General features: G+C 66.7%; 13 protein-coding genes. 2 read left to right on the top strand and 11 right to left on the bottom strand.

Annotated features, from left to right (window positions below; genetic code table 11):
- Positions 1-6: 6 nt before the first annotated feature.
- The 7 genes from ASE11_RS05680 to ASE11_RS05650 form a co-directional block, all read right to left on the bottom strand.
- On the bottom strand, positions 7-927 hold the full coding sequence (locus ASE11_RS05680; RefSeq protein ID WP_056267680.1) for a 2-hydroxyacid dehydrogenase: 921 nt from the start codon (positions 925-927) through the stop codon (positions 7-9).
- 55 nt (positions 928-982) lie between these two features.
- On the bottom strand, positions 983-2,989 hold the full coding sequence (locus ASE11_RS05675; RefSeq protein WP_056267677.1) for an acetyl/propionyl/methylcrotonyl-CoA carboxylase subunit alpha: 2,007 nt from the start codon (positions 2,987-2,989) through the stop codon (positions 983-985).
- A 117-nt stretch (positions 2,990-3,106) separates the two neighbouring features.
- Positions 3,107-3,736, bottom strand: coding sequence for a DUF4126 domain-containing protein (locus ASE11_RS05670; RefSeq protein WP_056267674.1), 630 nt, complete (start codon positions 3,734-3,736; stop codon positions 3,107-3,109).
- Positions 3,737-3,742: 6 nt separating this feature from the next.
- Positions 3,743-4,534, bottom strand: coding sequence for an enoyl-CoA hydratase/isomerase family protein (locus tag ASE11_RS05665; protein ID WP_056267669.1), 792 nt, complete (start codon positions 4,532-4,534; stop codon positions 3,743-3,745).
- 2 nt (positions 4,535-4,536) lie between these two features.
- Positions 4,537-5,673, bottom strand: a complete 1,137-nt coding sequence (locus tag ASE11_RS05660; RefSeq protein ID WP_056267665.1) for an acyl-CoA dehydrogenase family protein — start codon at positions 5,671-5,673, stop codon at positions 4,537-4,539.
- Between the two features lie 32 nt (positions 5,674-5,705).
- A complete protein-coding gene (locus tag ASE11_RS05655; RefSeq protein ID WP_056267660.1) occupies positions 5,706-6,209 on the bottom strand; it encodes a DinB family protein in 504 nt (167 codons plus the stop codon).
- Positions 6,210-6,213: 4 nt separating this feature from the next.
- A complete protein-coding gene (locus ASE11_RS05650; protein WP_056267658.1) occupies positions 6,214-7,836 on the bottom strand; it encodes a carboxyl transferase domain-containing protein in 1,623 nt (540 codons plus the stop codon).
- 121 nt (positions 7,837-7,957) lie between these two features.
- Here ASE11_RS05650 and ASE11_RS05645 point away from each other — a divergent pair, with 121 nt between their 5' ends.
- On the top strand, positions 7,958-9,010 hold the full coding sequence (locus ASE11_RS05645; protein WP_056267653.1) for an AraC family transcriptional regulator: 1,053 nt from the start codon (positions 7,958-7,960) through the stop codon (positions 9,008-9,010).
- On the opposite strand, the gene ASE11_RS05640 is transcribed toward ASE11_RS05645, so the two are convergent.
- From ASE11_RS05640 to ASE11_RS05630, 3 genes are read right to left on the bottom strand one after another with little or no spacing between them, the layout of a single operon-like run.
- A complete protein-coding gene (locus ASE11_RS05640; protein WP_056267649.1) occupies positions 8,984-9,646 on the bottom strand; it encodes an HAD family hydrolase in 663 nt (220 codons plus the stop codon). The genes ASE11_RS05645 and ASE11_RS05640 overlap by 27 nt on opposite strands.
- An 8-nt stretch (positions 9,647-9,654) precedes the next feature.
- On the bottom strand, positions 9,655-10,032 hold the full coding sequence (locus tag ASE11_RS05635) for a YchJ family protein (protein ID WP_056267644.1): 378 nt from the start codon (positions 10,030-10,032) through the stop codon (positions 9,655-9,657).
- Positions 10,029-10,454, bottom strand: a complete 426-nt coding sequence (locus ASE11_RS05630) for a rhodanese-like domain-containing protein (protein WP_056267641.1) — start codon at positions 10,452-10,454, stop codon at positions 10,029-10,031. Before ASE11_RS05630 ends, ASE11_RS05635 begins: the two co-directional genes overlap by 4 nt.
- A 100-nt stretch (positions 10,455-10,554) precedes the next feature.
- Between ASE11_RS05630 and ASE11_RS05625 the strand changes: the two genes are divergently transcribed.
- Complete coding sequence (locus ASE11_RS05625; RefSeq protein WP_056267638.1) at positions 10,555-11,259, top strand: glutathione S-transferase N-terminal domain-containing protein; 705 nt, start codon at positions 10,555-10,557, stop codon at positions 11,257-11,259.
- A gap of 114 nt (positions 11,260-11,373) precedes the next feature.
- Here ASE11_RS05625 and ASE11_RS05620 read toward each other — a convergent pair whose 3' ends face one another.
- Positions 11,374-12,834 carry a TrkH family potassium uptake protein gene (locus tag ASE11_RS05620; RefSeq protein WP_414842430.1) on the bottom strand — a complete coding sequence of 487 codons (1,461 nt, stop codon included), beginning with the start codon at positions 12,832-12,834 and terminating at the stop codon, positions 11,374-11,376.
- Positions 12,835-12,843: the final 9 nt, after the last annotated feature.

Here is a 12,843-nt window from a genome sequence, read left to right as displayed (position 1 = left end):
CAGCTTTCAATAACCGCGGTCGCGGTGCACCACACCGGCGATCGGCTCGCCGCGCGACAGCGCCACGATCTTGCCGGCGATCTGCGCAATGCTCTCGTCGCGCAGGGTGCGGGCCGAGGTGTGTGGGGTGATGGTGACTTTGGGGTGTTGCCAGAAGGGGTGCTCGGCCGGCAGCGGTTCGGTGCGGAACACATCGAGCGTGGCGCCCGACAGATGCCCGCTGTCGAGCAGGGCGATCAGGTCGTCCTCCACCAGATGCGCGCCACGCGCAACATTGATGACATGGCCCCCGGGCTGCAGGCGGCCCATCGTTTCGCGATTGAGGATGTCCTGCGTATCGGGCGTGAGCGGCAGCAGGTTGACCAGGACCTTGCTCGCCGCGAGAAACCCGTTGAAGCCCTCGGTGCCTGAATGGCAGGTGATGCCGTCGATCTGCTTGGGGCTGCGGCTCCAGCCATGCACGGGAAACTCGAACACACGCAGGGCCCGCGCCACGCGTTCGCCCAGCACGCCCAGGCCCATCACGCCCACGGGGCAGTCGGCGCGGCTGCGCGGCTTGCGGTAGGACCACTGGCCGGCCGCGATGTCGGCCTCGTAACCGTCGAACTCGCGGAAATGGCGGATGACGGCGTGGCACACGTACTCGGCCATCTGCACCGACATGCCGGCGTCGTCCAGCCGAACCACCTGGGCTTGCGGCGGCAGGCGCAGTTTCATGATCGCGTCCACACCGGCTCCGATGTTGAACATGGCCTTGAGGCCAGGTTGTTCGTCCAGAAACGCTTGCGGGGGCGACCACACGATGGCGTAGTCGGCCTGCGGATCGCCGGCTTTCCAGGTGCTCACGTGGGCGCCGGGCAGCTGGGCGCGAAAGCCCTCTTCCCAGGGGGCGGCTTTGGTTTGGGCAACGCAGATGGTGATGTTCATGCGTCGAGCTTAAAAGAAGCGGCCCGCGCGCGCTGTCACGGGGCCATCGCCTCGATCACGCCGTGGTGATCTTGAGCAGCTCGGCGCCTTCGCTCACCTGGTCGCCGGGCGCGTACAACAGCTCGGCCACGGTACCGTCGGCGGGGGCGGCGATGGTGTGCTCCATCTTCATGGCCTCCATCACGGCCAGGGCCTGACCCTTCTTGATCACGTCACCCGCCTTCACCGCGAACGACAGCACCTTGCCAGGCATGGGCGCGGTGAGCCGACCACCGTCGGCCGCGGCCACGCCGGCGTGGGCCAGCGCGTCGATCTCGGTGATCTGCGTGGCACCCAGAGCGCAGAACACATGCACGATCTCGCCCAACTGCCAGGTCTGCACGGTCTGCCGCTGGCCCTGGAATTGCAGATCCATGCGGGCGCCGCCCTCGGTGGGCAAGGTCTCGAACTGCAGCACGCCACTGACCTCGCCAAAGGCGAGCTGCAACGCGCCGTCGTGCAGGTAGGTGAGGTGCGCAAGCAGGGGCTCGCCCAGGTACTCGAAGTCGAAGCGGCGCACGGTGAGCCCGTGCGGACGCCAGCCGTCGCGGCGCGAGAACGGGTCGACGGCCTCCACGGCACGCTCGACCACCAGCGTTTGCGCCACGGCCGAGGCCACCGCGAGCGCCAGACCCACCTTGTCCTGGTGGAACAACACCGCGGCTTCGCGCGGGATCAGCGCGGTGTCCAGGTTGGCCTGCGCGAACGACGGACTGTTGACCACGTGGCGCAGGAACTGCACGTTGGTGGACAGGCCGACGATGCGCGTCTCGGCCAGGGCCGCGTCCATGCGCGCCAGCGCCTCGGCGCGCGTGGCGCCATGCACGATGAGCTTGGCCACCATGGAGTCGTAGAACGGGCTGATGGTGTCGCCCTCGCGCACGCCATCGTCCACACGCACCACGCCCCGTTCAAACGCGGTGCAGTCGGGCTTGCGGTACACCGTGAGCGTGCCGGTGGCCGGCAGAAAGTTGTTGTCGGGCGTTTCGGCGCAGATGCGCGCCTCGATCGCGTGGCCGTGGATGCGCAGGTCCTCCTGCTTCAGCGGCAACGGCTCGCCGCTGGCCACGCGCAGCTGCCACTCCACCAGATCGAGCCCGGTGATGGCTTCGGTCACCGGGTGCTCGACCTGCAGGCGCGTGTTCATCTCCATGAAGTAGAAGCGCATGCCGCCTTCGGGTGGCTGTTCGACGATGAACTCCACCGTGCCGGCGCCCACATAGTTCACCGCCTTGGCCGCTGCCACAGCCGCCGCGCCCATTTGCGCGCGGAACTCGGGCGTCATGCCGGGCGCGGGCGCCTCTTCCAGCACTTTCTGGTGGCGGCGCTGCACCGAGCAGTCGCGCTCGAACAGGTACACGCAGTTGCCGTGCGTGTCGCCGAACACCTGGATCTCGATGTGGCGCGGGCGCTGCACGTACTTTTCGATCAGCACCGCGTCGCTGCCGAAGCTGTTGCGCGCCTCGCGCTGGCAGCTCGCGAGCGCAGCGGCGAAGTCCTCGGCCTTGTCCACGGCGCGCATGCCCTTGCCGCCGCCGCCCGCGCTGGCCTTGATCAGCACCGGGTAACCGATGCGGTTGGCCTCGTGCTGCAGCATGGCGGGGTCCTGGTCGGCCTCGTGGTAACCGGGCACCAGCGGCACGCCGGCTTTTTCCATCAGTTGTTTGGACTCGGCCTTCAGGCCCATGGCCAGGATGGCGGAGGCCGGCGGGCCGATGAAGGCGATGCCGGCGTTGGCGCAGGCGTTGGCAAAGGCGTCGTTCTCGCTCAGGAAACCGTAGCCGGGGTGGATGGCTTGTGCACCCGTGGCCTTCGCGGCCTCAATGATGCGCTCCCACTGGAGGTAACTCTCCTTGGGCGCGCTGCCGCCGATGTGCACCGCCTCGTCGCAAGCGGCCACGTGCTTGGCGCTGGCGTCGGCGTCGGAGTACACGGCCACGGTGCGCACGCCGAGTCGGCGGGCAGTGGCAGCCACACGGCAGGCGATTTCACCTCGGTTGGCAATGAGGATCTTTTTAAACATAACGGACTCCCGAGGTGAAATCGCCTGCGCACGCTATGCGTGCCATGCAATGTAGCTTCGCTGCTGCGCGGCTTTGCCGCTGGTCACCACGGTTGGCGATCAGGATTTTTGTGAACATCAGGCTTCCTTGACAGGTCCGGAGAAGAAACGTTGCGCGCGGCGAAACACCGCGTGCAGGAACTGGAACAGCATCCAGGTGACGATCCACATCAGTACCACGGTGATCAGGAGCAGCACGCCGAAGGCAATGGGGTGGTGGGTGGCGAGCCACACCGCGCCGACCACCAGGCCGTCCTCGACCAGGCTCATGGCGATGTTGGAGAAAGGTTCGGGCGAGGCGTTGATGGCTGCGCGCGTGGTGGTCTTGGCGGCCTGGCTCGTGGCGGCGAGCGAGCCGCCCAGCAAGGCGGCGGCAAGGGCCATGGCACCACTGTCGGCACCGAACACGCCAGCCGCCAGCGCGGCGCCGGCGGGGATGCGCACCACGCTGTTGACCATGTCCCACAACGAGTCGACCACGGGAATCTTGTCGGCAAAAAACTCGACAAAGAGCATGAAGCCGCTGGCCCCCAACAAGGCAGGGTGCTGCAGCACCTGCAGACCGGCGGGCAGTTCCATCCAGCCCAGCGCACCAGCCGCGCCCACCAGAAACACCACCGCGTAAAGACGGAACCCGCTGGCCCAGCCGAGCGCCCCGGCCAGAGCCAGCAGCTCGGGCGTTCCCAGGGAGGCGAGGGTTTCCGTCATGGTCGCTCAGGCCTGTGGCAACCAGCCCGGTGCGCGTTTGCCCAGGAAGGACTGAAGGCCTTCGCGGCCCTCGTTACTGGCGCGGATGTCGGCGATGCGGCGCGCGGTCTCGCCGCGCAGCTCGGCGGTGACGGGCACACCGCTCACGTCGCGCACCAGGCGCTTGCATTCACGCGCTGCCTTCGGTCCGTTGGCCACCAGGGTGGCCACGATCTCGTCGACCCGGGCGTCCAGCGTCTCGGGCGTGGCGAGTTCGTGGACCATGCCCAGCGCGTGCGCGCGCACCGCCGAAAAGCGCTCGGCCGTGACCATGTAGCGGCGCGAAGCCTGCTCCCCCAAGGCGCGCACCACGTAGGGGCTGATGGTCGCGGGCAGCAAGCCCAGGCGTGCCTCGGAGAGGCAGAAGGTTGCGCCCTCGACGGCCACCAGCACGTCGCAGATGGCGGCCAGCCCCATGCCACCGGCGTAGCAGTCGCCCTGGACGCGGCCCACCACCGGCACCGGGCACTGGTCCAGCGTCCACAGCATGTCGGCGAGCTTTTGCGCATCGGCGCGGTTCTCGTCCCAGCTGTAGCCGGCCATGGCCTTCATCCAGTTCAGGTCGGCGCCGGCGCAGAAGGCCTTGCCGTGCGCCCCGAGCACCACCACGCGCAGTTCTTCGTCCTTCGACAGGCCGGTGAAGGTCTCGGTGAGCGCGGCGATCACGTCGTCGTTGAACGCATTGCGCACGTCGGGGCGGTTGAGCCACACGCGCGCCACATGGGCGCTGGGGCGGGTCACATCAAGCACGTTCGTCATGGTCAGTACCTCTTCGCAACTTCTTCAAGCATCACTTCGGTGGCACCACCGCCGATGGCGAGCACACGCGCATCGCGCCACAGACGCTCGATGGCCGTCTCGCGGATGAAGCCCATGCCGCCGTGGAACTGCTGGCAGGTCTGCACCACCTCGTTGACCAGCTCGCCGGTGAGCGCCTTGAGCATGGAGACCTCCTGCACGATGTCGTGGCCCTGGGTCACGCTCCAGGCGCAGTGGTACATGAACTGCCGCGCCGCGCGCACTTTGGCGTCGAGCATCGAGATGCGCTGGCGGATGGTCTGCTGATCCCACAGCGTGGCGCCAAAGGCCTGGCGCTGGCGCACATGGTCCAACGTGATCTTGAGGGCCTGCGTGCAGTGACCGATGGCCATGGCACCCAGTGCAATGCGCTCGGTCTGAAAGTTCTTCATCACCGAATAAAAGCCCTTGCCCTCTTCGCCCAGCAGATTGCCGGCGGGGATGCGCACGTTGTCGAACACCAGTTCAGCCGTGTCGCTGGAGAGCCAGCCAGTCTTCTTGAGCGCACGGCCGACCGTGAAGCCGGGTGTGCCTTTTTCGACGATGAACATCGACATGTCGTGCCGCGCTGTGCCGGTCTTGGCGGCCACGAAATACAGGTCGCCGTGCACGCCGTTGGTGATGAACATCTTGGTGCCGTTGATCACCCACTCATCTCCATCGCGTCGGGCCGTGGTGCGCATGCCGGCCACGTCGGACCCTGCGCCGGGTTCGCTGATGCCCACCGCGGTGATCAGCTCGCCCGAAGTCACCTTGGGCAGGTATTTCGCTTTCTGTGCTGGCGTGCCGGCGTGGTGCAGGTGCGGGCCGGCCATGTCGGTGTGCACGAGCACGGTGATGATGAAACCGGCGAAGGTGCTTTGCGACAGCGCCTCGGCGAACACCAGGTTGGTCATGGCGTCGGCGTCGGCGCCGCCGTACTCGCCCTCGAACGCAATGCCCAGCAACCCCGCCTGGCCCATGCGGCGCAACACGTCGCGCGGCACCATGCCGGTCTCTTCCCACGCGGCGGCGTGCGGCTCCACTTCGCGCTCGAGAAAACGCGCCACCTGGTCGCGCAGCAGTTCGTGGTCGGGGTTGTCGTAGATGGTGGCGCTCATGGGTCTTGTCTCGTTTGTTGTTGTCGTGATCCTCAAGCCGTCTGCTGCAGGAAATACACCAGATCCAGCTCAGGCGCGGGTTGGCCCAGCATGGTGAGTGCTGCGCTGATCTGGCCCCGGTGGTGCGTGCCGTGGTTGAACACGTGGGCCAGCGTGGCGGCGAACGGCAGGCTCATGGCCTGGCCACGCATGTTGGTGTAGTCGAGCTTGCCGTCGAAGCGCTCGGCGGGCCAGCCGGCAATCAACGGCTCCCACACCTTGGCGCCGCCCTTCAAGGCCTGGGCCAGACGGGCGCGCTCGGGCTCGGCTTCCATGTCCAGTTCCAGCTTCGGCGATTCCCCGCGCGCGAAGCGCCGCTGCCACAGCATGTGCTCGCCCACCAGCAGGTGGTTGAGCGTGCCGTGAATGCTTTTGAAGAACAGCCGCAGGTCACGCCGGTAGTCGAACTCGTTGACCGGTTCGATGGCAGCGAGCAGCCGCTCGGTGGCCCACACGTTGTAGCGGGCGAGTTGGGTGAAATGCTGGTGCGCCTGCATGGCGTCACATTCTGAAAACACCAAACTTCGGTTCGCCGATCGGCGCGTTGAGCGCGGCCGAGAGCGCCAGGCCGAGCACACGGCGCGTGTCAGCCGGGTCGATCACGCCGTCGTCCCACAGGCGGGCGCTGGAGTAGTAGGGATGCGACTGGTGCCCGAACTGGTCGAGCACCGGCTGTTTGAAAGCCGCCTCTTCCTCGGCACTCCATGTGCCTCCCCGCGCCTCGATGCCGTCGCGCTTGACGGTGGCCAGCACGCCGGCAGCCTGCTCGCCGCCCATGACGCAAATGCGCGCGTTGGGCCACATCCAGAGGAAGCGTGGGCTGTAGGCGCGACCGCACATGCCGTAGTTCCCGGCGCCGTAGCTGCCGCCGATGATCACGGTGAACTTGGGCACCTGGGCCGTGGCCACGGCGGTGACCATCTTGGCGCCGTGGCGAGCGATGCCTTCGCTTTCGTATTTCTTACCGACCATGAAGCCGGTGATGTTCTGCAGGAACAGCAGCGGCACCTTGCGCTGGCAGCACAGCTCGATGAAGTGCGCACCCTTCTGCGCGCTCTCGGAGAACAGCACACCGTTGTTGGCGACGATGCCGATCGGCATGCCTTCGATGTGCGCGAAGCCGCACACCAGCGTGGCGCCATAGCGGGCCTTGAACTCGTGGAACTCGCTGCCATCGACGATGCGGGCAATGATCTCGCGCACGTCGTAGGGCTTGCGCGTGTCCACCGGGATCACGCCGTAAATGTCTTCGGTGGGATAGATCGGTGCGCGCGGTTCGCGCAGCGCCTGCGTGGCGATCTTGCGCTTGTTGAGCGTGGCCACGGCCTGGCGCGCCAGGGCCAGCGCGTGCGCGTCGTTCTGCGCCAGGTGGTCGGCCACGCCCGAGAGGCGGGTGTGCACGTCGCCACCGCCCAGGTCTTCGGCCGAAACGATCTCGCCGATGGCGGCCTTCACGAGCGGTGGGCCGCCCAGGAAGATGGTGCCCTGGTTCTTGACGATGATGGTCTCGTCGCTCATGGCTGGTACATAAGCGCCCCCGGCCGTGCACGAGCCCATGACCACGGCGATCTGCGCGATGCCGTTGGCGCTCATGTTGGCCTGGTTGTAGAAGATGCGGCCAAAGTGGTCCCGGTCGGGGAACACATCATCTTGATTGGGCAAATTGGCACCGCCCGAGTCCACCAGGTAGATGCAGGTGAGGTTGTTCTGCATCGCCACCTCTTGCGCCCGCAGGTGTTTCTTCACGGTCATCGGGTAGTAGGTGCCGCCCTTGACGGTGGCGTCGTTGCAGACGATCAGGCAGTCAACCCCGCTGACGCGCCCGATGCCGGTGATCACGCCGGCGCAGGGCGCGCTGTCGGTGCCGTCGCGGTCGGGGTACATGTTGAGCGCGGCCAACGGGCTCAGCTCCAGGAAGGGCGCGCCCGGGTCCAGCAGCATCTGCACGCGATCGCGCGGCAACAGCTTGCCGCGTTTGGTGTGCCGGGCGCGGGCAACGTCGCCACCGCCAAAGGTGGACTTGGCCACCTGCGCCCGCAAGTCGTCGACCACCGCGCGCATGGCGGCGGCATTGGCCTGAAAGTCGGCAGAGCGGGCGTTGAGTTGTGTCTCCAGGGTCGACATGTCGCGGTCCTGTCAGGTTGTCTTGTGGGGGTTTCGGGTCATTGTGGAGGATAGGGATGCGCGCGGGGCACTGTCGGTCAGTTGGGTTGCAAATGCTGCCAATGCCACCGAAAATCAGGGTATGCCCCAAGCCACTCCGCGCCGCCTGCCGGCCCCGCCCGACGCCACTCAGCTGTTAGCGGGGCCTGCGCTCACGCCCATTGCACTCATCAGGGCCATGGTGATGGCCTTCGATGCGCGCGGCATGGACCCGTCAGCCGCGTTGGCGCAGGCACAAATAACGCCAGCACAATTGAGAAATCCGGCTGGGCGGATCACCGCGACACAGATGGAGGTGATTTCGGGAGCGGCCATGCGAGAGCTGGACGACGAAGCGCTGGGCTGTTTTGCCCGGCCGCTGCCCTGGGGCAGCTACGGCCTGCTCGCGCGCGCCTCGCTCTCCAGCCCGACGCTGGGGGTGGCGCTCAAACGCTGGTGCCGCCACCACGGCCTGCTGGCACCCGATGCGACGCTGGCCGTGGAGGAGTCGGGCGAGGTGGTCAGCGTCGCGCTGCATCTGCACCGCGACCCCGGGCCCATGGCCGAGCTCTGCGCGGTCTCGTTGCTGCGCAACATCCACGGCCTGGCCAGCTGGTACGTGGACTCGCGCATCGCGTTGCTGGGTGCGCAGTTTCCCTACGCCGCGCCGCCGCATGCCGAGGCCTACGCCGTTCTTTTTGACGGGCCCACCCGATTCGATGCGGAGCACGCGGCCATCCACTTCGACGCCCGCTACCTGAGCCTGCCGGTGCGGCGCGACGAGGCCGCCATGAACCAGCTGTTGCAGCGCGCCCTGCCACTGACCGTGCGTTCCTATCGGCGCGACCGCCTGCTGGTGCAGCGCGTGCGGCAGGTGCTGGCCAGCCGCCCGCAGGACGCGCACAACGCCAACGACCTCGCCGCGCTGCTCAACACCTCACCGCGCACCCTGCACCGCCAGCTGAGAGACGAAGGCGCATCGCTGCAAAGCCTGAAGGACGAGTCACGTCGGCAACGCGCGACCGAGATGCTGCTGCGCACGAAGCGTCCGATCAAGCAGGTGGCCGAGGCGGCGGGCTTTCAGAACGAGAAGAGTTTCATCCGCGCCTTCAAAGGCTGGACGGGAAAGTCACCGGGCGAGTGGCGAGGGCAGTAATTCAAGCAGGTCGTGCATCCGGTGGAACACCCGGTGCACTGCCAGTCCTTCAAAGGCACGGCCATGGCCTTCGGGGCAATAGCCCCACACGGTAGCGCCCGCCGCCAGGCCGGCCAGCGCGCCGGTGCCTGTGTCTTCGATCACCAGACAGCGCGCCGGGTCGACACCCAGGTGTGCCGCTGCGGCCAGGTAGACATCGGGCGCCGGCTTGGAGCGCGGCTGGTCGTGACCGCTGAAGATACGGTCGCCAAAGTAGGGCTGCATGCCCGCCATCTCGATCTGCATCACGACCTTGGGTCGGTCAGCCCCAGAGGCGCAGGCGATGCGGCCACCCGCGTGACGGTGCGCGGCCATCACAACATCGATCGCACCGTGCACCGGCTGCAGCTCGGCGCGAAGCCGCGCGTCGCGCCGGGCGTAAAAGGCGCGCATCCAGTCTTCCGTGAGTGGTTTCCCGGTCTCGGCCTCGATGCGCGCGCGCTCGTCGCGCACCGCCTTGCCGATGAATATCTGCATGCACTCGGCCTGCGTGAGCGCCCAGCCGCTCTCGTTGAGCACCTCGCGCAGCACACCGTTGGTGATGGGTTCGCTGTCCACCAGCACGCCATCGCAATCAAACAAAACCGCTTCAAACATGTTGTCCTTCAACTCAGGATGTCGCCATCCAGGTAAAACCACTGGCCGTCTTCGCGCACGAAGCGGCTGCGCTCGTGCAGGCGTTGTCCGCGGCCCTGCACGCGGGAGCGCGCGACGAATTCGACCTCGGCGTGAGCGCTGTCGATCGGCTTGTGCTGCTTCACTTCCAGGCCCAACCACTTCACGTCCGCGTCGACTTCGAGTGAGGTCGGGCGTGTGCTGGCGTGCCAGGTGGCCCGCAGGTGCGCCGCGTCGCCGCGCACGAAGGCGGTGTAGCGCGAGCGCATGAGCGATTCGGCGTCGGGCGCGGGCACATCGGTGCCGAGGTAGCGACCGCAGCAAGCGTCAAAGGCTGCACCGCGCCCGCAGGCACACAGGTTCTTCATCCGGCTTTCTTCGCGCGACGCTGCTCCAGCGTCTCCACCGGCGCGCCCTGCTTCACCCAGTCGGTGAAGCCGCCGTCGATGTGGGCCACATTGGTCATGCCCATGTCTTGCAAGGCTTTGGTGGCCAGCGCACTGCGCCAGCCGGCGCCGCAATAGAGCACGAACTCCCGGTCTTCGTCGGCAAACACGGGCTTGAAGTACGGCGAGGCCGGATCGACCCAGAACTCGAGCATGCCGCGCGGTGCGTGCAGCGCACCCACCGCCGTGCCCTCGCGCTCAAGCTCGCGAACGTCGCGAATGTCGACCAGTTGCAGGAGCGCATCGCCCGCGGCCAGACGGGCCTGGATCTCGGCCACGCTGTAGGTGGTGATCTGTGCGCTGGCTTCAGCCACGAGCGCCTGGGAGCCTTTGGTGATCGGCATGTCTTGTCTCCGGTGAATACGGAATTATCGATGCCCTTGCAGTGCCCGGGTCATGCGGGACGGGTGTTCAATGCGGCTCTCATTCAGAGGAAAGACATTCATGACATCTCTCGACAAATTCCCCATCACGCAGAAGTGGCCCGCACAGCATCCCGAGCGCCTGCAGCTGTATTCGCTGCCCACGCCCAACGGCGTGAAGGTCTCGATCATGCTGGAGGAAACCGGCCTGCCCTACGAGCCGCACCTGGTGAGCTTCGACACCAACGACCAGACGTCGCCGGCCTTCCTTTCACTGAACCCGAACAACAAGATCCCGGCCATCCTCGACCCCAACGGCCCGGGCGGCCAGCCGCTGGCGTTGTTCGAGTCGGGCGCCATCCTGGTGTACCTGGCCGAGAAGACCGGGCAGTTCCTGCCGCGGGACCCGGCCGCGCGCTACGAGACGCTGCAGTGGCTGATGTTCCAGATGGGTGGCGTGGGCCCCATGTTCGGGCAGCTCGGCTTCTTCCACAAATTCGCCGGCAAGGACTTTGAGGACAAGCGACCGCGCGACCGCTACGTGAGCGAAGCCAAGCGACTGCTGGCTGTGCTGAACCAGCGCATGGCCGGGCGTGAGTGGATCATGGGCACGGACTACACCATCGCCGACATCGCGATCTGGCCCTGGGTGCGCAACCTGGTGGGCTTTTATGGCGCGGGTGATCTGGTGGGCTTCAGCGACTTCGCCGAACTGCCGCGCGTGCTGCAAGCGTTTGAACAACGCCCCGCCGTGCAACGCGGCCTGAACATTCCAGCGCGCGGCTGAAACTCCTCGCGCGAAGTGCCCCCAACCAAGGATTCCGCGGAACTGGCTTTGCCAGGCCGCAGGCATCGCCCCCTTGAGGGGGTGACGCGCTGAAAGCGCGGCGCGGGGGTGAGCCTACTTCCTCCAGAAGTGGCCCGTGAACAAAACCAACACCGTCAACAGCTCAAGTCGGCCCAGCAGCATCGCAAAGGTACACACCCAGATCTGGAACTCGTTGAGCACGCCGAAATTGCTCGCCGGCCCCACATCACCCAGACCGGGGCCGATGTTGTTGACCGTGGCGACCACTGCCGAGAACGAGGTCACGATGTCCAGTCCGGTGAACAGCAGCAGCATGGTCAGGCCCATGGTGGCCGCGCCATAGATCAGCATGTAGCCCAGCACGGCGGTCATGACGGACGGGGGCATGATGGCGCCGCCCAGCGTGACCGGGTTGACCACGCGCGGGTGCACGATGCGCACCAGTTCACGCCGCGCCTGCTTGATCAGCAGCACCATGCGCACCAGCTTGATGCCGCCGCCGGTGGAACCCGCGCACGACACGAAACAGCCCAGGAACATCAGCAGCACCGGCGCAAACACTGGCCACTGCGCGTAGTCGGTGGACGCATAGCCCGTGGTGGTGGCCACCGACACGACATGAAACGCACTGGTTCGCAGCGCCTCGGGGAAACTGCCTATCACGCCATGCGCCGTCAGCAGGATGGCCACCAGCATCACGGACACCACCAGCACGCTGACGTAGGTGCGGATTTCGCGGTCGTGGGTGAGCGGGCGCAGCGAACGATGACGCAACACGATGAAATAGCGCATGAAGCTCACACCGGCCAGCGCCATGAAGACCGTGGCCACGGCCTCGATCTTCGGCGAATCCCAATAGCCAAAGCTGGCATCGTGCGACGAGAAACCGCCCAGGCCCATGGTGGTGCACATGTGCATGAAGGCGTCGGCCCAGCTCATGCCGGCCCAGCGGTAGGCCAGCATGCAGGCCACCGAAAACAGCACGTACACCCCCCACAGGCCACGCGCGGTTTCGGAAATGCGCGGGGTGAACTTGGTGTCTTTCATGGGTCCGGGCGTCTCGGCGCGATAGAGCTGCACCCCGCCCAGCCCCAGCAGGGGCAACACCGCCACCACCAGCAGCATGATGCCCAGCCCGCCGACGAGCTGCAGGAAACACCGCCAGACGTTGACCGATACGGGCAGCGTGTCCAGGCCCGAGAGCGCCGTGGCCCCGGTGGCCGTGAGCGCGCTCATCGCCTCGAAGTAGGCCCTGGTCCAGCCGATGTCGGGCACGGTGTAGAGCAAGGGCACCGCGGCATACACCGGCAACACCAGCCAGACCAGGTTGACCAGCAGGAAGCCGTCGCGCGTCTGCAGCTCGCGGCGGTGCTGCCTGGTGCATTGCCACAGCAGCACGCCACTGAGGATGGTGACCACGAAGCCCACGGCCCACACCGCCGCATGGCCCTGCGCGTCCAGAAACAGCGCCCAGCCGAGCGGCACCAGAAAGGCCGGCGCAAACGCCAGCAAGACGCGCGAGAACACCGAGAGAACGGGCAACAGGGTGAACAGCATGTGGCA

The organism is Hydrogenophaga sp. Root209, assembly GCF_001428625.1.
Lineage (GTDB): Bacteria > Pseudomonadota > Gammaproteobacteria > Burkholderiales > Burkholderiaceae_C > Hydrogenophaga.
The sequence above is the reverse complement of the archived record's forward strand: the minus strand, read 5'-3'. Positions and strand labels throughout refer to the sequence as shown.